Consider the following 19,595-nt stretch of genomic DNA (forward strand, 5'->3'; position numbering starts at 1 on the left):
GTGAAAGCATTACGCTTTCACCGGGTTCATGTGACTTGAAACCATCAAAGAGGATACGGAGTGAATTCGCTGTAATGCGAATTTATCGAGCTTGTCCGATTTGATGGTTTTTTTATTCAGGATTGATTGTGATGACGCCTATCGAAAATCCCAGACAGTTTTTGCTGGACCTGTATTCCAGCGCGATTTCCGCAGTCAGTGCTGCGAAGTGCCTGCCACAATTTTTGCCGAAACCCCAGCCGGGTGGCCGAACGATCGTGATCGGCGCAGGCAAGGGGGCTGCCGCCATGGCCAAGGCAGTGGAAGATCACTGGCATGGCGATCTTTCCGGACTGGTCGTGACGCGCTATGAGCATGGTCTTGAATGCAAGCATATCGAAGTGGTCGAGGCTTCGCATCCGGTACCGGATGCCGCAGGCCGTGATGCGGCACGACGTATGCTGGAAATGGTTCAGGGGCTGACGGAAAAGGATTTGGTGCTTTGTCTGATTTCGGGCGGCGGTTCGGCATTGCTGGCGCTGCCAGCCAAAAACATCAGTCTTGAAGAAAAACAGCAAATCAATCGCCAGCTGTTGCGAAGCGGGGCCAGCATTTCGGAAATGAATTGCGTCCGGAAGCATTTGTCGGATATCAAAGGGGGGCGACTGGCGCTGGCTTGTGCACCTGCCAAGGTTGTGACGCTGATGATTTCCGACATTCCGGGGGATGATCCGGGCATTATCGCCAGTGGCCCGACTTTGCCTGATCCGACGACATGTGAAGATGCACTGGCGATTCTGGAGAAATACCAGATCGATGTTCCTGCGAATGTGCGCGAGCATCTCGCCTCAGGCGAGGGGGAAACACCCAAACCGGGCGATGTCCGTTTTGCACGTAACGAGAGCCATATTATCGCGACAGCACAGGATGCACTGGAAGCTGCTGCGACTGTGGCGCGTGAAAACGGTGTGACGCCTTATATTCTGTCGGATTGTATCGAAGGTGAAGCACGTGATATTGCGCTGATGCATGCTGCGATGGCCAGACAGGTCGTCGAGCGCGACCAGCCGTTTGCCAAACCGTGCGTCATCATATCGGGCGGTGAAACGACGGTGACGGTGCGTGGAAATGGACGTGGTGGCAGAAATGCGGAATTTCTGTTGGGTTTTGCCATTGCCATGGACGGGTTGCCGGGTGTGTATGCCATTGCTTGCGATACGGACGGTATCGACGGGTCAGAAGACAATGCCGGCGCGGTTTATCTGCCGGATTCGATCGCACGCGCTACAAACAAGGGAATACGTGCTCGCAAGATGCTGGAGAACAACGATGGATACGGTTTTTTCAGCGCACTGGATGACCTTGTCGTGACAGGGCCGTCAAGAACGAATGTCAATGATTTTCGCGCCATACTGATTGTTTGAGAAAGGCAAGGAAAAATATGCGACGTCAACGTAAAGCAAAGATCGTAGCGACACTGGGGCCAGCCAGTTCGACAAAGGAAATGATTCTGGCTTTGTTCGAGGCGGGTGTCGATGTGTTCCGGTTCAATTTCAGCCACGGTACCCAGGATGATCACCGTGCACGGCACGAAGCGGTTCGTGAAGTGGAACGTCTGGTCGGGCGGCCGATTGCGATTCTGGCAGATCTTCAGGGGCCCAAGTTGCGTATCGGCAAGTTCGCCAATGGCAAGGTACAGTTGAAAACCGGTGCAGAATTTGTGTTTGATCGCGATACGGCTGAAGGCAATGAAAGTCGAGTCAATTTGCCGCATCCGGAATTGTTCGGCGTGATGGAAGAAGGACATTCCATATCACTGGACGATGGCAAGCTCAGAATGAAAGTCATCAGGAGCACGAAGGATGAAATACGCACGAGGATCGTGACAGGAGGCCCCCTGTCTGACCGGAAAGGGGTCAATGTTCCCGATGTTGTTTTGCCGATACCTATTCTGACGGAAAAGGACCGGCGCGATCTGGAATTTGCGCTGTCGCTGGGTGTCGACTGGGTTGCTTTGTCGTTCGTGCAGCGTCCGGAGGATCTGGTCGAAGCACGTCGCCTGATTGCCGGCAGAGCCGGATTGATGACGAAACTGGAAAAACCGGCTGCGCTGGACCATCTGGACGAAATCGTGAAGGCTTCCGATTCTGTTATGGTCGCTCGCGGCGATCTGGGTGTCGAATTGCCGCCTGAAAAAGTGCCCGGGGCGCAGAAAAGGATATTGCGTGCCTGCCGCTTGTACGGAAAACCGAGTATCGTTGCGACCCAGATGCTGGAATCCATGATCGTGTCTCCAACGCCGACACGTGCGGAAGCATCCGATGTGGCCAGTGCGGTTTACGATGGGGCCGATGCCGTCATGCTGTCGGCAGAATCGGCCAGTGGCGCATATCCGGTTCAGGCTGTATCCATTATGGATCGGATTATCGGTGAAGTCGAAAGCGATCCGTTTTATCCGAAAATGATCAATGTACAGCATGAAATTGCTGTTCCGTCGAAAAGCGATGCAATATGCTCGGCATTGAAAACGGTTTCGCAAATGGTTGGTGCAGTGGTCAATGTGACCTATACCGATTCGGGCAATACCAGTTTGCGTGCAGCACGCGAAAGGCCAGTGGCGCCGATTCTGAGTATTACGCCGCACCTTTCGACAGCCAGACGGCTGGCACTGGCATGGGGTGTGCATTCCACGGTGATCGATCATGATGTCAAGGATGTCGATGAAATGGTCGATGCGGCATGCAGAACAGCCTATTCGGAAGGATTCGCACAGGAGGGCGACCAGCTTGCTATCGTTGCCGGGATGCCGTTCGGGCAGCCTGGTACAACCAATCTGTTGCGGGTAGCCGAAATCGGCAAGCAATAAGCGGGTTGCAGAGATCGAACAGGGCCTTGGGGCCCTGTTTTTTTATGTGTATCGTATGGATCGATATTTTCATAAAAGGCTGAACAGGAGAACAGATATGAGTGAAGAAAACAGGCATCTGGAAGAAGGTATGTCGGAAACTATGGTTGTGACGGTTTCTGAGAAGCAGACAGCGCGTTATCTCGGTAGCGGGAAAAGCGACATACTGGCGACACCTGCGCTGGTCGCACTGATGGAAGCGGTTTCACAGCGTATCGTGGAACGGGGAGTACCGGCCGATTGCGAGTCTATCGGAACGGCTATTGAGTTGCAGCATGATGCCATGACACCGATCGGATCCGAAGTGGAAGTGTGTGCGGTTTTGCGACGGATAGAGGGCAAGGAGTTGTCTTTCGAGATCAGTGCGTCGGATGCGTCGGGAAGCATTGCGAAGGGGCATCATAAACGTGTTGTGACAAGAACCGCGATCCTGAAAAGACTGCTGCGAAAGAAGAAGTAAGGTAAAAATCCTCTTTTTTCATGCGGTTATCGTGCACTTTTCGTACCGTATGTAACCAGTATGGACGTTGTCACAAAGTGGAGATAAAAAATCTAATCTTGACCGAGGTCATGGTCAGCAAAAAATTGTTCTCGCACAATAGTCGGGCAATCAGGTAAAAAAGTTACGCACACAGTAATTTTTTTACTGCTATTGGTAAGAAGTGCATAGTCAAAAAAAACAAGCGGGGGCTAACATCCGCAATGACCATGTTTGTAGTAATCATTAAAGGAGAGTAGATCTATGGCTACACAAGAAAGGTACCCTAATCGGTGGGTGCAGCTAGTTCTGGGGATTGTCTGTATGGCGACGGTCGCGAACTGCCAGTATGGCTGGACGCTGTTCGTTGCTCCGATCGAGGACAAGTATCACTGGGCCCGTACGGCTATTCAGTTGTCGTTTACCATCTTCCTGTTCTTTGAAACCTGGCTGGTGCCTATCGAAGGTTGGGCAGTGGATAAATTCGGCCCGCGTCCGGTCATTATCTTCGGTGCCATTCTGGTGACAATCGGGTGGATTATCTGTTCGTATGCATCCAGCCTGGGTGTTCTGTACTTCGCGCAGATCCTGACGGGTGCTGGCGCCGGTGCTGTTTACGGTACCTGTTCCGGTAACTCGCTGAAATGGTTCCCGGACAAACGTGGTCTGGCTGCCGGTGCAACCGCTGCCGGTTTCGGTGGTGGCGCTGCTATCACGGTTATTCCGGTTGCGAACATGATCAATGCTTCCGGCTATGAGCAGGCATTCTTCGTCTTCGGTATTGTCCAGGGTATCATCATTACCGCTTGCGCACTGTTCATGCCTCGTGCAAAACTGCCGCCTGGAACCAAGGCTGTTCCTCGCGTCATTTCTTCCAAGAAGAACTACAATCCTGCACAGATCGTCAGAGAACCTCTGTTCTGGCTCATCTACATCTGCTTCGTCGGTGTTGCTTCCGGCGGTATTATGGCAACGGCATCCTTCGGCCCGGTTTCCCGCGACTATGGTCTCGACAAGATTCCGGTCACCTGCCTGGGTGTTACCCTGCCACTGTTGACGATGGCAATGTCTATCGACAATATCTGTAACGGTGCAACCCGTCCTATCATGGGTTACCTCTCCGACCGTTTCGGCCGTGAAAACCTGATGTTCGTAGTGTTCATGGGTGAAGCGCTGGCTTTGCTGGGTCTGGTCTTCTGGGGCCGTACTCCGATCGGCTTCATGTTCTTCGCTGCTATGACGTTCGCATGCTGGGGTGAAATCTTCTCGCTGTTCCCGTCCATGTGTGCCGACACGTTCGGTAGCGCGAATGCTGCAGGTAATGCCGGTACACTGTACACCGCAAAAGGTACTTCTTCCCTGATCGTTCCGCTGGCTGCCGGTCTGGCTAAAGGCGGTAACTGGAACCGTACCTTCATTCTGTCGGCATGCGTTGCAGCGACCTGCTCCTGCTTGGCGTTCTTCGTCCTGAAACCATGGCGCAGACGCTTCATCGAAAACAACAACAAGGAAATCGAAGCTCAGGAAGCAGCAGCTGCCGCTGCAGCCTCCAAGTAATTCGGAACGAAACCGGGGCGAATGCTCCGGTTTCTCCGGAAGCTGGAATTTCCGCAAAACAAAAAAGGCAACATCACAAGATGTTGCCTTTTTCTTTTCTGTGAATCGCAGGCTGTCAGAGAAAGATCATGCTGACGGCAGAATGAAAACGTTCAGATTTTTCCCTGGTTCTTGAGGCGGCTGAGTGTTTCTGGAGAGAGGTTGAGATAGGATGCCAGTTCTTTTTTTGGCATGCGGTCGAAAAGATCCGGATGTTTTCTCAAAAAACGGTGTACCCGTCCCGGAGCGTCCAGCAGGTGCAGTGAAATGGTGTGCGACATGATACTGCTCATGATGCGCATGACTTCCATTTCGAAGCGCTGTTTGAGTACCGGATGGGTTTCGATAAAGGCAACCCATTGAGGCATCGCAATACGGGCGATACGAGCTTTTGTCACAGTGATGACACTAAAGGGTGCAGCCTTGTTGAATTTCCATGATGCATAAGTGGCTTCCATATAGCGTTCGCTGGTGAAGCGCAGGATCATTTCCTTTGCATGCTGGTTTGCCACAGAGCGTTTCAGAATGCCATCAAGGACGAAAATGACTTCCAGATCGCGATCTCCCTGATGCGTCAGACAATCACCCTTGGAATGGTCGGAGATGTCAAGATGCGGTTCAAGTTCGGCCAGTTCGTTTTGGGAAAGCTCTTTCAGGATGCAATTCTGGGAAAGTTGCACGCGAATAATATTTTTCTCAGGATGATTTGCTATTAAGGCCATAGAATTTCCGCTTCAGTTTTGACGTAAAGTGACTAAAACGCCCGAAAAATATTGATGAAAGTCAAGAACTCCTGTTTGAATCTGGAAACTTGACTGTGGTCAAGAATATATCAGGAGTTGAGAAGCTATGATAGCTATTAGCTTAAATATTTGACGGGAAATTTAAGAATACCTGAAAAGTATTGTTTTTCCGCCAAATATTATAGGTCATTGGGTTTTATTCCCGAGGGGCCGGTTTTGGCAGTAAATGGCTTTTAGGGACAGTTGTAGTTTACAGCGACAATTAACCAATCACATTGGAGGAAGAGAAATATGGGTAGTAAAGCATTATCCGGAGTAAGAATTCTGGACATGACCCACGTACAGGCCGGCCCGACCTCGTCACAGCTGTTGGCATGGATGGGTGCGGACGTTATCAAATTCGAAAATCCGACCGGTGACATTACGCGTAAACAGCTGCGTCATGATCCGAACAAGGACAGCTTGTACTTCACCATGCTGAACAGCAACAAACGTTCGATCATTTCCAACATGAAGAGCAAAGCTGGCTGCGAAATTTTCGAAGCACTGCTGAAAAAATGCGACGTTATCATGGAAAACTTCGGACCTGGCGTTCTGGCCCGTTTCGGCTACACCTGGGAAAAAATCCATGAAATCAACCCGTCCATCATCTATGCCTCCATCAAGGGCTTCGGCTCCTCCGGTCCATACAGTGACTACAAGGCATACGAACCGATCGCACAGGCAATGGGCGGCTCCATGTCCACGACCGGTTTCCCGGAAAATCCGCCGACCATCACGGGTGCACAGATTGGTGACACCGGTACCGGTCTGCATCTGGCCATCGGTATTTGCGCAGCGCTGTACCACAGAACCCATAACGGTGGTATCGGCCAGGAAGTCGAAGCAGCAATGCAGGAATCCGTCATGAACCTGTGCCGCGTCAAATTCCGTGACCAGGGCCGTCTGATGGGTGGCAAGGGCGCACTGCCGGAATACAGTCGTCCGACGCTGGGTCTGACCGCCGTACCACGTGCAGGTAACGACTCCGGTGGTGGTCAGCTGGGTAACTGTATCCCGTGTAAGCCATTCGGCGCCAACGACTACGTATACCTGGTTGTTCAGGAAGCCAACTGGCCGATCTTCGCAAGAGCGATCGGTGACGAAGCGCTGGTAACGGACGAACGTTTCGCAACGCTGGCAGAACGTCGTAAAAACCAGAACGAACTGTGGAAGATGGTAGCGGACTTCGCCAAGAACTACACGAAGACCGAAATGACCGCATACTGCAATGAAAAGAACATTCCTTGCGGCCCGGTTCTGTCCACCGAAGAACTGATGACGGACGCACACGCAATCCATCGTCAGATGATCGTCAAGGTCGAAGGCCATCCGCAGGGTGACTACTACACGGTCGGTATGCCGATCAAGCTGTCGATGGGTAACGTTGACAAGATTCTGCCGGCTCCGATGCTGGGCGAACACACCGAAGAAGTTCTGAAAGAAGTTTGCGGCTTCTCCGATGAAAAGATCGCCGAACTGAAGGCAGGCGGTGCTTTCGACGTTCCACCGAAGAGAAAGAAATAATGGTGGGTCATCGATTTAATGAAGTGATTCATTAAGCATGAACAGGATGGGTGGCTTGTCCACCCATCTTTTTTTTGACTGGGCGGGGTTTTTCATGCGTGTTGTCATTATTGGGCAAAGAGTTTTCGGACGAGCCGTACTGGAGGCGTTCCTGTCACGAGGCGATGATGTCGTGGCGGTATTTGTTGCGCCTGAAAAGGGGAAGGTACGTTCCGACGCGTTGAAAACGAGCGCGCTGGAAAGAAAAATACCATTGTTCCAGTTCGAGAATCTGTCGTCGAAAGCCGCACTGGAAACAATGGAGAGGTTGAAAGCCGATATTGCGGTGATGGCGTATGTCGTTCAATTTGTTCCACAGGAATTTACGCGGATTCCGGTGTATGGAACGATACAGTTCCATCCTTCTCTGTTGCCACGTTATCGTGGACCAAACGCGGTGAACTGGGCGATTATTTGTGGTGAACAGGAAAGCGGTGTGACGGTTTTCCGTCCCACGGATGAAATGGACGAAGGACCGGTGATCCTGCAGAAGGCGGTTTCCATTCATCCGGACGATACCGCAGGCACGTTGTACTATGAACGCTTGTTTCCGGCCGGTGTGCAGGCACTGCTAGAAGCGGCAGATAATGTCGTTTCCGGAAGTTATGAGGAAAAAGCGCAAGATGTCCGGGCAGGCAGTTATGAAAGCTGGCTGAAGGAATCAGATGTCCATATCAACTGGGGGAATCATATCAATCAGGTATATAACCTGATTCGCGGTTGTGATCCGACGCCAGGCGCATGGGTGTCGATTGATGGGGAAAAATGTGTGATTCTGGAATGCCGGAAGGTTTTGCATCATTCGTTTCAGGATGTTCGCGGAAAGGTCGGAACGATTGTCGGTGCGGATGAGAACAGTTTTTCCGTCGGTGTGCAAGGTGGAGAAATTCGTATTTCGATGGTTCGCACGTCGTCTGGCGATAAAATTCCGGCTGTGGATTTCATGCGCATGAAGGGTTTGACTGTCGGCATGAAACTGGGATCGTAAATTGGCCGAAAGATGATGGTTTTTTCTTCCGGCCGGTATGGATATTTAACAATTTTCCGGATTTCATGTAATATGTGCCGCACATCCGAGGAGCGTTGCAACAAAACAGGCCGGATTTCTTTCTGATAGCGAAAGTATGCCTGATTTTTGCCAGGCTCGGATTTTCATTACAACGGCGCTCACGTTACTTTTTTCTACACATTTCAGGAAAGGAGAGCGTGATGAACGCTGTATCCAGACAAGATCAGGACTTTTATATTGCAGACCCCGAATTGGCAGCATGGGGTAACAAGGAAATCAGAATCGCGGAAACCGAGATGCCGGGCCTGATGGCGATTCGTGAAGAATATTCTGCCAGCAAGCCGTTGAAAGGCGCACGTATCAGTGGCTCGCTGCATATGACGATCCAGACGGCGGTATTGATCCAGACTCTGGAGGCACTGGGTGCACAGGTACGCTGGGCTTCCTGCAACATTTATTCCACGCAGGATCATGCAGCGGCTGCGATCGCTACCAACGGAACGCCGGTCTTCGCTTTCAAGGGTGAATCACTGGACGATTACTGGGAATTCACACACCGTATCTTTGAATGGCCGGACGGTGGATATTCCAACATGATTCTGGACGATGGTGGGGATGCAACGTTGCTGTTGCACCTGGGTAATCGTGCGGAACAGGATATTTCCGTACTGGACAAACCGACATCTGACGAAGAAGTTTGCCTTTTCAACGCGATCCGTCGTCATCTGGCTGCCGATCCGAACTGGTATTCGAAGCGGATTGCGGAAATCAAGGGTGTGACCGAAGAAACGACGACGGGGGTTCATCGCTTGTATCAGATGCACCAGGAAGGTCGGCTCAAGTTCCCGGCGATCAATGTGAACGATTCTGTGACGAAATCCAAATTCGACAATCTGTATGGTTGCCGTGAATCGCTGGTCGACGGTGTCAAACGTGCAACCGATGTGATGATCGCAGGCAAGGTCGCTGTCGTTTGTGGATATGGTGATGTCGGCAAGGGATGTGCACAGGCGCTGCGAGCGTTGTCCGCACAGGTATGGGTGACGGAAATCGATCCGATTTGTGCCCTTCAGGCCGCGATGGAAGGTTATCGTGTCGTCACGATGGAATATGCGGCTGCACAGGCGGATATCTTCGTGACCTGTACCGGTAATTATCATGTCATTACGCATGAACACATGATCCAGATGAAAGATCAGGCCATCGTCTGCAATATCGGTCACTTCGACAACGAAATCGACGTCGCATCGATGAGACAGTATGCATGGGAAAATATCAAACCGCAGGTCGATCATATCATTTTGCCGAATGGCAACCGGATTATCCTGCTGGCAGAAGGCCGACTGGTCAATCTGGGATGTGCGACCGGTCATCCGTCCTATGTCATGAGTTCTTCATTCGCGAACCAGACGATTGCACAGATCGAACTGTTCACCAATACGAAGGCTTATCCGCTCGGTGTTTATACGCTGCCGAAACATCTGGATGAAAAGGTGGCACGTCTCCAGCTCAAGAAGCTCAACGTACAACTGACGGAACTGACGGATGAACAGGCTGCCTATATCGGTGTGAAGAAAGAAGGCCCGTACAAACCGGATCATTACCGGTATTAAGTCGTTTCGGTGGAAGGCACGGGAGTATCCCGTGCCGTTGTCGGCCGGATGACGGTCCGCTGTCTGCGGACTTTGTATGGATTGATGAAAAAGAGCCGGTTTTCCCGGCTGGAATGGAAAGATCATGCGTATTCTTGTTGTCTGGCTGATTAATACGGTTGCTTTGCTCGCTCTGCCGTATCTGATGACATCCATCCGGATATCGGGATTCTGGACGGCATTGATCGCCGCGCTGGTGCTGGGACTGGTCAATGCACTGATCAGACCGATCCTCGTGTTGCTGACGTTGCCGGTCACGGTGTTGACGCTCGGGATTTTCATTCTGGTAATCAACGGATTGCTGTTCTGGCTGGTTTCCAAAATGGTCGACGGCTTTTATGTCAGCGGTTTTGCGACGGCGATAGGCGGAGCATTGCTCTACAGTATCATTTCGTGGGCCTTGTCCACCTTGTTACTCAGGAATTAAATGGCATCACAAAAAAGTTTCAGTATCGAAGTGTTTCCGCCAAAGACACCGGAAGCCATTCGTGAGTTGCGCAATACCCGTGCGGAACTGGCAGAGCTCTCGCCGAAGTATTTCTCGATTACATTCGGTGCAGGTGGTTCGACCCAGCAGGGAACGCATGATATCGCGCTGGAAATTCAGAATGAAGGCTATGAGGCGGCACCTCATATTACCTGTATCGGTTCGACCCGTGAGAAGGTGCGTGAACGCCTTGATGAATACCGTGCTTGCGGTATCAGGCATATCGTCGCTTTGCGCGGTGATCTGCCAAGCTCCTATGGTGTGCTGGGAGAGTTTCATTATGCCAGCGAACTGGTGGAATTCATTCGCAAGGAAACCGGTGACTGGTTCAGAATCGATGTGGCTGCGTATCCGGAAATGCATCCTCAGGCCAAATCGATGACCGACGATATTCGTCATTTTGTCGAGAAGGTCAAAGCCGGTTCCGATGTGGCGATTACGCAGTATTTTTACAATCCGTCTGCCTATTTCAGGTTTGTGGACAGTATCCGGGATGCTGGTGTTTCCATTCCGGTGATTGCGGGTATTATGCCGATTACCAATTACACGCAGCTGGCCCGATTTTCCGACATGTGCGGTGCGGAAATTCCCCGATGGATCAGGCTGAGACTGGAAAGTTACGGCAACGATCTGGCATCCATTCGTGCATTCGGGCTGGATGTCGTGACAGAACTGTGCGAACAGCTTCTTGATGGTGGTGCACCGGGATTGCATTTTTACAGTCTTAACCGTGCCGCAGCGACAAAGGAAATCTGGAAACGGCTTGGACTGCATGAAAAGCAGGGGCAGAGTGTCTAGCGTTTCGACAAGTTTCTGTAGGTATGAAAAAAGCGGTACCAGTGAGGTACCGCTTTTTCTTTTCGGGAAAACCGTTCAACGGTTGCGATCGGCCTCGACCTCGGCCGGACGCAGCCGTGCGGCGATCTTGTCCAGAACACCATTGACGAATTTGTGACCATCGATACCGCCGAATGATTTGGTCAGTTCGACTGCTTCGTTGATGACGACACGGTAAGGAATTTCGACATGATTGGTCAGTTCATAGGCACCTATGAGCAGAATCGCGTGTTCTACCGGTGACAATTCATTCAGGGAGCGGTCGATATGCGGTGTAATGGCCGCACGCAGGGCTTCCGCCTGATGGATGACGCCAGAGACCAGCGCGACGAAATGTCCGGTATCGGCTTTGTCGAATCCGTGTGCCTGACGGATATGCTCGATGATGGCGGGTGCCGTGTCCCGGTTGAGCAACCATTCATAGAGTCCCTGCAACGCGAATTCACGCGAGCGATGTCTGGGTGAACGGATTTTGGATGGATTGGCATGTACGGATTTTGTTTTCATGGCATCGTGTGCGGAAAGTAAGTCGGACAAGGCTGGTTCATTCGTCTTCGGAAGCGGGTTCCATTTCATCTATGGCCAGTACCAGATTGGCCATTTCGACGGCGACACGTGCGGCTTCGGTCCCTTTTTCGACCATGCGTGCTTCGGCCTGTTCGTCTGTATAAGTCGTCAGAACGGCGTTGGCGATCGGCATGTCGAAATCAAGTGCGACACGTGAAATGCCGGCTGCCGATTCGTTGGAAACCAGTTCGAAATGGTAGGTTTCTCCCTTGATGACGGCACCAACGGCAATCAGCGCATCGAATTGCTGCGATTCAGCCATTTTTTGCAGGGCGACGGGAATTTCCAGCGCGCCGGGTACTGTGGCGACAAGAATATCTTCATCGGCGACACCGAGCCGTTTCAGTTCGCCCAGACAGGCGTTGAGGAGTCCGCGGCAGACTTCCTCGTTGAAACGGGACTGCACGATTCCGATACGGAGATCTTGTCCCTGAAGATCCACTTCAAATGTATTGATACTCATAACCCTTCTCCCAGATGGCAGTGATTAAAGATCCTTGTTGTCCAGATAACCGACAATATCCAGATTGAAACCGGTCATGGAAGGCATTTTTTTGGGGTTGGCCAGCAGTTTTATTTTGCCGGCGCCGATGTCGCGGAGAATCTGGGCGCCGATACCGTAGTTACGCAGCGTCTGGCTGGCAGCTTGCGGAACGTCATGTGAGCGCTGTTTTCCGATTGTACCGAATTTTGCCAGGAATTCTTCAGGCAATTCATTGCAGTTGAGCAGAACGAGAATACCGCGTTCACTGGCCTGTATCGCCTTCATGGCGTCAGACAAATGCCAGGAATGACGTGTGAATCCTGTTTCCAGCAGGTCGATCAGGGATACAGGCTGGTGAACCCTGACCAGCGTTTCTTGTTCCGGTGAAATGGTTCCCTTGATAAGGGCAAGATGGATGGATTGACTGGGTTTGTCGCGATATACGATGGCATGGAAAGAACCGGCCCGGGTTTGCATATCGTTTTCGGCAACGCGTTCGACGATACTTTCATGACGGTTGCGATAGCTGATCAGATCTGCGATCGTACCGATCTTGATATGGTGCCTGTCTGCGAATTCCAGCAATTGCGGCAGTCGCGCCATCGAGCCGTCTTCATTCATGATTTCGCAGATGACCGATGCAGGTGTCAGACCTGCCAGCGCCGTCAGGTCGCAGCCTGCCTCGGTGTGCCCGGCACGTCGCAATACGCCGCCTTGTTTGGCGGTGATAGGGAAAATGTGACCGGGCTGGACGATATCGTCGGGTTTGGCATCACGCGCCACGGCGACCTGTATGGTTCTCGCACGGTCGAATGCCGAAATGCCGGTTGTCACACCGGTCGCGGCTTCGATGGATGTGGTGAAGGCGGTATTGAATGAACTGCGGTTGTCCCGTGTCATGGGAGCCAGGCCGAGCTGGTCGCAACGTTCCTGTGTCAGGGTCAGACAAACCAGACCTCGCGCATGCTTGGCCATGAAATTGATGACTTCCGGCGTGACGAAATCGGCGGCGATCATCAGGTCGCCTTCGTTTTCGCGGTCTTCGTCGTCAACCAGAATGACCATACGACCTGCGCGGAGTTCGTCGATAATTTCTTGAGTGGAAGAAATGGGCATAACTAGATTCCTTTGCAGCCTGCTATTTTAAAGGAAACTGTCCGAAACCGGCATATTATCGGGTTCGGACGGCAGGCAAGAAGATTGAACGGTTCAAAACGAATACGCCATAAAGTCCGTGTTTGGCGGACTTTATGGCGAAATACGTGTGAAACGGTTATTTCCCGATGCAGAATCTGGAGAAGATCAATCCGAGCAGATCATCGGACGTGAATGCACCTGTAATGCTGTTCAAGGCATCCTGTGCCAGACGAAGTTCCTCGGCCAGCAGATCCAGCGATGGAGATCCCGATATGGCATGTTCGGCAGCGATGGCCAGATGCTTGTCTGCGGTTTTCATGGCATTCATGTGGCGTTCGCGGGCAAGGTAAGTCGATTCGCCTGTCTGTGCCCATCCTGCGATCTTGAGCAGTTCTGTCTTGAGCAGATCGATTCCCTGACCGGTTTGCGTGGACAGATAGACTTGCGTGATGCCGAACATGTTGTCGACCGACGGACGGTGCCCCGAAATGTCGATCTTGTTCCATACACGAATGACCGGTATGCCTTCCGGAAAATCGGCAGCGATTTTTTCGTCGGAACGGGTGGGGCCAATGCTGGCATCAAGCAAATGGAGAATGACATCGGCTTTCTCGATTTCATTCCAGGTGCGTTCGATACCGATACGTTCGACTTCATCTTCCGCAGTACTGGTTCTGATGCCGGCCGTATCGATCAGTGTGACCGGAACTCCTTCGAGTTGTATGGTTTCCGTGATCTTGTCGCGAGTTGTTCCAGCGATCGGTGTGACGATCGCGATGTTGGAGCCTGTCAATACATTCAGAAGCGAGGATTTGCCGACGTTGGTCTGGCCCGCCAGCACGACGTGAATACCTTCCCGCAGCAGGGCGCCTTGTGTTGCTTGTGTGACGATGCCACCCAGCGAGTTACGGATCGCTGCGATTCTTTCGCGGACATTTTCCTTTTGCAAAAAGTCGATGTCTTCTTCCGGAAAGTCGAGCGAGGATTCCACCAGCATTCTCAATTCGATGATTGTCGCGACCAGTTCGTGGATTTCTTTGGAAAATGCGCCGGACAGCGAGCGTGATGCGGAACGGACTGCTTCTTCGGTGGTCGCGTCGATCAGATCGGCAATCGCTTCGGCCTGTGCCAGATCGATACGGTCGTTCAGAAATGCCCTGCGGGTGAATTCACCGGGTTCTGCCATCCTGAGATCGATATGCTTGCCAACCTGGAGACAACGTTTCAAGAGCATTTGCAGCACGACCGGTCCGCCATGTCCCTGGAGTTCCAGAACATCTTCTCCGGTAAACGAATGCGGTGCCTTGAAATACAGTGCGATACCTTCATCGATGATGTTGCCGTCTTCGTCCATGAAAGGCAGAAAGTGGGCATATCGGGGTTCCAGCGGCAATTCCGATGTTGCGTTTCTGAAAAATTCCGAAATGAACGGTTCAAGGTTCTTGCCGGAAATCCGGACAATGCCGACACCGCCGCGTCCCGGCGCGGTAGCGATGGCTGCAATAGGAGAAGAATCAGTATTCATTGGAAATATACGTAAAAACAGGTTTCATGACCGTGAATCATATACTTCAAGCATTATCCTTGCTGCGGCGAAAAAATAAAAGCGTTCATGGGCAATGTGGTGCAATAAGCGTCTTTTTGGTGTTGAAAGTATGGAAAAGCGGTTGTCGGAAAATACGGAAAGACAGGACAATATCGTCTGAAACCGTTTAAAGGAAAAACGGAAACGTATAAAATTTCTTTCCGGTACAGGCTTTTCGTTTTCATGTGTTGTTGTGTGCATGAAAGGTTCTGTGTAGGAAAGTTGTGTGCCGCAAGCGGGCTTTTTATTGATGAGTGGAGCATAGGAAAAAATGAGCATGTCTGCCAATACAACGACCGGGAAAATCGATGAACCGGTAACGCGTCAGACTTTCGATGATGTGATGGTGCCCGTCTTTGCGCCGGCGTCATTTATCCCTGTCAGAGGCTCCGGGCTGGCCTTGTGGGACCAGAGCGGCAAGCAGTATCTGGATTTGACGGGCGGGATCGCGGTATTGGGGCTGGGGCATACGCCGCCGGAAATCGTTGATGCGCTGGTCGAACAGGCCAGGAATTTGTGGCACGTCAGCAATTACTATACGAATGAGCCGGTATTGAAGCTGGCCCGGGCGCTGACGGAAGCCACGTTTGCGGAAAAGGTGTTTTTCTGCAATTCGGGGGGCGAAGCCAATGAGGCGGCTTTCAAGCTGGCACGCAAATGGGCGCACGATCATTTCGGTCCGAAGAAGAACAGAATCGTTTCCTGTTTCCATTCTTTCCATGGCCGGACGCTGTTTACAGTCAGTGTCGGCGGCCAGGAAAAATATACGAAAGGGTTCGAACCGTTGCCACCGCAGATCGACCATATTCCGTTCAATGATATCGAAGCCGCCAGAGCTGCGATCGGTGACGATGTCTGTGCGGTCGTCGTCGAACCGGTTCAGGGCGAGGGCGGTATCCTGCCGGCCGATCCAGCCTATCTGAAAGCATTGCGCCAGTTGTGCGATGAAAAGAATGCACTGCTGATTTTTGACGAAATCCAGTGCGGCATGGGAAGAACCGGTACGCTTTTCGCCTATATGGATTATGGTGTCGTTCCCGATATCATGACGTCGGCCAAAGCGCTGGGGAACGGTTTCCCGATCGCTGCGATGCTCACGACTACGGAGATCGCCAAATCTTTCTCGGTCGGTGCGCATGGTACGACCTATGGGGGCAATCCATTGGCGGCAGCGGTTGCCTGCAAGGTGCTGGAAATCATCAACAAGCCGGCTTTCCTTGCACGTGTCGTCGAGGCAGGACAAAAACTGAGAGAAAGTCTCGAAAGGATCGCTGCGGATTATCCGGACGTTTTCGCCGGTGTCAGGGGAAAAGGGCTGATGCTGGGAATGGTCATGTCGGAAAAATATCAGGGACGTGCCGGAGAAATTACACAAGCCGCACAGCAACAGGGATTGTTGTTGCTGTTGGCGGGATACGATGTCATTCGGTTTGTTCCGGCACTAATCGTGTCGGACGAACATATCCGGCAGGGAGAAAAACTGTTGCGTCAGGCGATCGATATCTGGCTCCGACAGTAACGATTCCATAACCAAACGGCCCGTAACGGGCCGTTTTTGCTTTACAGCGCTTGTGTGTGGTCAGGACTTCGGAGAGTCCTTGCCGGCGGAAGGCTTCGGCTTGAATTGCTTGTCGCTGATGCGGAATTTTGCGCGGCGATCACCCATGAGCCGACGCAGTTCCTTGATGCTCAATTCGCTGACCTCATGCATCCGGATCAGCAGCGATGCACCGACGGGCAATCGATGATGCCGGATTTTGCTGATAACCGGCGGCGCGACTTCCAGTGCACGGGACAGTGCCGCATCGTTTTTGAGATTCAGATGCTGGATAAGTGTATCCAGAAGACGGTTCGGATCATATACGCGATCTTCAAGCCGGTCTTCTTCAGGTGGCGTTTCCGGGACGGGTTGTTTGTTCGTCATTTTCAAGAATCCTGTGAGTCAAAGTTCGCTACACATGACAGGCTTAATGGCATATTACCTGAAAACAATGATTTTCAACCATTTTAAACGAGAAAGCTGTCCGGATATACGAAAAATCCGGGTAGGCGAAAGGAAGGCAGTTCGTGTAAAACGGGCTTTTTCAGATGGGGTTGCGATACGACCGAGAAACAGGGAACGGATGGTTTATTCCCCGTTTCTGGCATGGGCAATTTCCTGTGCGAGCAAAACGACAGACATGGCGTAGAAATAACTCCGGTTATAGTGCGTGATAGCGAAAAAATTATCGGTGCCGATCCAGTAATCGGCTGGTGCGGTGCCGTTGGGCAAATCGATCAAACCGAATGAAATATTGTCCGGTACGTCCTTTTCAGGGATGATGCAGCCGTTTTCAAGCTGCGAAAGGGATAGTGTGGCGGCCAGTCCTTGATCAAGCAGGGATGGCGGTATGGTGCAGCCGTGTTGTGTCTGTACCGGGAAAACGATCGGCAAACCGGCTTTCCATCCATGGCTGACGAGAAAATTGGCGATGCTGCCGATGGCGTCGACAGGAGAATTTTCCAGATCGATGGCGCCATCTCCGTCAAAATCGACAGCGAATTGACGGATGCTGCCAGGCATGAATTGCGGGTAACCGATTGCACCGGCATAGGAGCCATACAGGTTTGCCGGATCCGTTCCGGTTTCTTTTGCAAGCAACAGCAGATTTTCCAGTTCTTTCCGGAAGAAGCGTTTCCGTGCGGCCTGATTGGCGGTTTCGGGGTAGCTGAATGCCAGCGTCGACAGTGCATCGATAATCCGGAAGTTACCGGTATATCGGCCGTATACCGATTCGACTCCGATAATGGCGACAATGATGTCGGACGGGACTCCATATGTTTGCGTGGCACGGTCAAGCGCGTCTTCATACTGGTTCCAGAAGCGCACGCCAGCCGATATTCTGGCCGGATCGATAACGTTTTTGCGATAGTTTTGCCAGTTTTTCGCTTTCGCTTTGCCTGATGGCGTGACAAGCCGGATGACCGTCGGGTTACGGTGAACCTGTTCGAACAGTGTGATCAGCTGTGCCTTGTCGAATGCATGTTTGTCTGAAAATGCTTCGATGAATTCGGATTTTGCGATTTCGAAGGATGTATCGGCATCAGGTTGCGTTGTGACGGGCGATGGTATGGACACGGAGGACGAAGGACTGGAGATGGAGTCGGAGTCGTCTGGCATATGCCGGCATCCTGTCAGTGAAACCGACAGGATGGAAAACAGAAGAATTCCGCTTTTTGCCATCCGGCTGATGCTGGCCATAAGTATCCCTTCTCGACGGTTTGTGAAAGTGATTTGCAGAGTATAGCAACGGATGGTGAAAAAAGAACCGGAATACACCAAACGTGAAGGAAATGGCACGCTTGAGTCAACATAGTGCAATAGTCATCCTGTCAGGGACAGTATTGGATAAAATGAGGCGATGCAGTTGCCGCCTGAATTCGATAGACGGGATCGACTGAAAAACCGCTGGCAAATCGACGGTTCGATACATCGCCAAGAGGCAGGGAATGCCGTATCATCTTTTCTGGGGCGGATTATGGGGCTGCCATGGTATCGGTTGCCGGGTGGCTTGTCGCCTGAACAGGGCGAAGGGACTCATTCTGAAAGATTTTTGATTATGACTACTGCCGTTTATTTTCATCCCGTATGCCAGTTGCATGAAATGGGCGGGCATCATCCGGAATCTCCGGCGCGTATGAAAACCATGCTCAAGGCATTCAGGGAAAGCGGGCTGGATCGTGTTTTGCAATATCGCTTGTCGCCGGAAGCTACAGAGCAGGATATTCGCCGTGTACATACCCAGGATATGATCAACAAGGCCAAAAACAACATTCCCGCACTGGGCGACTATTATCCGCTGGATGAAACGCCGCTGAACCATTACAGCTGGAAGGCAGCCTTGCGGACGACCGGCGCCGCTGTCGCTGCAACGGATGCCGTTCTGGCAGGAGAAATCAACAATGCATTTTGTATCCAGCGTCCGATCGGCCATCATTCGACCATCGGCGAAGCGATGGGGTTTTGCGTGTTCAACAGTCTGGCTGTTGCTGCCATGCGTGCCGTCAAGGTACATAAACTGAACAGAGTGGCTATCGTCGATATCGATGTACACCATGGCAACGGGACGGAAGACGTGTTCGCCTATGAACCCAGTGTCATGATGGTCAGTTATTACCAGCAGTATCTGTATCCGTTTTGTGGCAATGAAAAGGAGCGCGCCCATATGGTCAATGTTCCGGTTCCGCCCGGAACAGGCGGTGATGTGATCCGGCAGGTCGTTACCGAAAAATGGTTGCCTGCGTTGCACCGGCACAAGCCAGAGATGATTTTTATCTCGTCCGGATTTGATGCGCACCGTGACGATCCGCTGGGCGACATGAATCTGGTCGAGGATGATTATGCCTGGATTACCCGTCAGGTGGTGGCGATTGCAGACGAATATGCGCAGGGACGTATCGTCAGTCTTTCCGAAGGCGGCTATAACCTCGATGCGCTGGCAGGCAGTGTCGTGGCGCATGTGAAAGCGCTTGCCAAAGTGGAGTAGGTTCG

General features: G+C 51.9%; 18 protein-coding genes and 1 riboswitch. Of the genes, 11 read left to right on the forward strand and 7 right to left on the reverse strand.

What is annotated here, in order from left to right:
* Positions 1-131: 131 nt before the first annotated feature.
* From NAI64_RS07975 to oxlT, 4 genes are all read left to right on the forward strand, one after another.
* Complete coding sequence (locus NAI64_RS07975) at positions 132-1,403, forward strand: glycerate kinase type-2 family protein (protein WP_269299497.1); 1,272 nt, start codon at positions 132-134, stop codon at positions 1,401-1,403.
* 17 nt (positions 1,404-1,420) lie between these two features.
* Complete coding sequence (gene pyk / locus NAI64_RS07980; RefSeq protein WP_269299420.1) at positions 1,421-2,845, forward strand: pyruvate kinase; 1,425 nt, start codon at positions 1,421-1,423, stop codon at positions 2,843-2,845.
* 97 nt (positions 2,846-2,942) lie between these two features.
* The gene (locus NAI64_RS07985; protein WP_269299421.1) at positions 2,943-3,344 is read left to right on the forward strand and encodes a thioesterase family protein; all 402 of its coding nucleotides are present in this window, start codon (positions 2,943-2,945) and stop codon (positions 3,342-3,344) included.
* 282 nt (positions 3,345-3,626) lie between these two features.
* Positions 3,627-4,919 (forward strand): oxalate/formate MFS antiporter, encoded by a 1,293-nt coding sequence (oxlT, locus tag NAI64_RS07990; RefSeq protein ID WP_269299423.1) that lies wholly within the window; start codon positions 3,627-3,629, stop codon positions 4,917-4,919.
* Positions 4,920-5,071: 152 nt separating this feature from the next.
* Here oxlT and NAI64_RS07995 read toward each other — a convergent pair whose 3' ends face one another.
* Positions 5,072-5,680 (reverse strand): Crp/Fnr family transcriptional regulator, encoded by a 609-nt coding sequence (locus NAI64_RS07995; RefSeq protein ID WP_269264789.1) that lies wholly within the window; start codon positions 5,678-5,680, stop codon positions 5,072-5,074.
* A 312-nt stretch (positions 5,681-5,992) separates the two neighbouring features.
* Here NAI64_RS07995 and frc point away from each other — a divergent pair, with 312 nt between their 5' ends.
* The 5 genes from frc (at position 5,993) to metF (ending at position 11,252) form a co-directional block, all read left to right on the forward strand.
* Complete coding sequence (gene frc, locus NAI64_RS08000) at positions 5,993-7,267, forward strand: formyl-CoA transferase (protein WP_269299426.1); 1,275 nt, start codon at positions 5,993-5,995, stop codon at positions 7,265-7,267.
* A gap of 37 nt (positions 7,268-7,304) precedes the next feature.
* Positions 7,305-8,294 (forward strand): methionyl-tRNA formyltransferase, encoded by a 990-nt coding sequence (locus NAI64_RS08005; protein ID WP_269299428.1) that lies wholly within the window; start codon positions 7,305-7,307, stop codon positions 8,292-8,294.
* Between the two features lie 81 nt (positions 8,295-8,375).
* Positions 8,376-8,482: riboswitch (S-adenosyl-L-homocysteine riboswitch) on the forward strand.
* A gap of 33 nt (positions 8,483-8,515) precedes the next feature.
* Positions 8,516-9,928, forward strand: a complete 1,413-nt coding sequence (ahcY, locus tag NAI64_RS08010; RefSeq protein ID WP_269299430.1) for an adenosylhomocysteinase — start codon at positions 8,516-8,518, stop codon at positions 9,926-9,928.
* A 124-nt stretch (positions 9,929-10,052) separates the two neighbouring features.
* Positions 10,053-10,394, forward strand: a complete 342-nt coding sequence (locus tag NAI64_RS08015) for a phage holin family protein (RefSeq protein WP_269299432.1) — start codon at positions 10,053-10,055, stop codon at positions 10,392-10,394.
* Positions 10,395-11,252: a methylenetetrahydrofolate reductase [NAD(P)H] gene (gene metF / locus NAI64_RS08020; protein WP_269299434.1), complete on the forward strand. Its 858-nt coding sequence runs from the start codon at positions 10,395-10,397 to the stop codon at positions 11,250-11,252. It abuts the gene before it with no gap.
* Between the two features lie 75 nt (positions 11,253-11,327).
* Here the strand turns inward: metF and nusB are convergent, their stop codons facing one another.
* The 4 genes from nusB to mnmE form a co-directional block, all read right to left on the reverse strand.
* Complete coding sequence (nusB, locus tag NAI64_RS08025; RefSeq protein ID WP_269299435.1) at positions 11,328-11,798, reverse strand: transcription antitermination factor NusB; 471 nt, start codon at positions 11,796-11,798, stop codon at positions 11,328-11,330.
* Positions 11,799-11,835: 37 nt separating this feature from the next.
* Complete coding sequence (gene ribH / locus NAI64_RS08030; RefSeq protein ID WP_269299437.1) at positions 11,836-12,321, reverse strand: 6,7-dimethyl-8-ribityllumazine synthase; 486 nt, start codon at positions 12,319-12,321, stop codon at positions 11,836-11,838.
* Between the two features lie 24 nt (positions 12,322-12,345).
* Positions 12,346-13,458: a bifunctional 3,4-dihydroxy-2-butanone-4-phosphate synthase/GTP cyclohydrolase II gene (gene ribBA, locus NAI64_RS08035; RefSeq protein ID WP_269299439.1), complete on the reverse strand. Its 1,113-nt coding sequence runs from the start codon at positions 13,456-13,458 to the stop codon at positions 12,346-12,348.
* Positions 13,459-13,615: 157 nt separating this feature from the next.
* Entirely contained in the window at positions 13,616-15,004 is a 1,389-nt protein-coding gene (gene mnmE, locus NAI64_RS08040) for a tRNA uridine-5-carboxymethylaminomethyl(34) synthesis GTPase MnmE (RefSeq protein ID WP_269299441.1), read from the reverse strand.
* A gap of 337 nt (positions 15,005-15,341) precedes the next feature.
* On the opposite strand from mnmE, the gene NAI64_RS08045 reads away from it, so the two are divergent.
* Positions 15,342-16,583: an acetylornithine/succinyldiaminopimelate transaminase gene (locus NAI64_RS08045; RefSeq protein ID WP_269299443.1), complete on the forward strand. Its 1,242-nt coding sequence runs from the start codon at positions 15,342-15,344 to the stop codon at positions 16,581-16,583.
* Between the two features lie 60 nt (positions 16,584-16,643).
* Here the strand turns inward: NAI64_RS08045 and NAI64_RS08050 are convergent, their stop codons facing one another.
* Entirely contained in the window at positions 16,644-16,988 is a 345-nt protein-coding gene (locus NAI64_RS08050) for a hypothetical protein (protein WP_269299444.1), read from the reverse strand.
* A gap of 204 nt (positions 16,989-17,192) precedes the next feature.
* On the reverse strand, positions 17,193-18,305 hold the full coding sequence (mltB, locus tag NAI64_RS08055) for a lytic murein transglycosylase B (protein WP_269299446.1): 1,113 nt from the start codon (positions 18,303-18,305) through the stop codon (positions 17,193-17,195).
* A 358-nt stretch (positions 18,306-18,663) separates the two neighbouring features.
* Between mltB and NAI64_RS08060 the strand changes: the two genes are divergently transcribed.
* Positions 18,664-19,590: a histone deacetylase family protein gene (locus NAI64_RS08060; RefSeq protein ID WP_269299448.1), complete on the forward strand. Its 927-nt coding sequence runs from the start codon at positions 18,664-18,666 to the stop codon at positions 19,588-19,590.
* Positions 19,591-19,595 lie beyond the last annotated feature (5 nt).

Source organism: Oxalobacter paeniformigenes (genome assembly GCF_027158465.1).
Taxonomy (GTDB): domain Bacteria; phylum Pseudomonadota; class Gammaproteobacteria; order Burkholderiales; family Burkholderiaceae_D; genus Oxalobacter; species Oxalobacter paeniformigenes.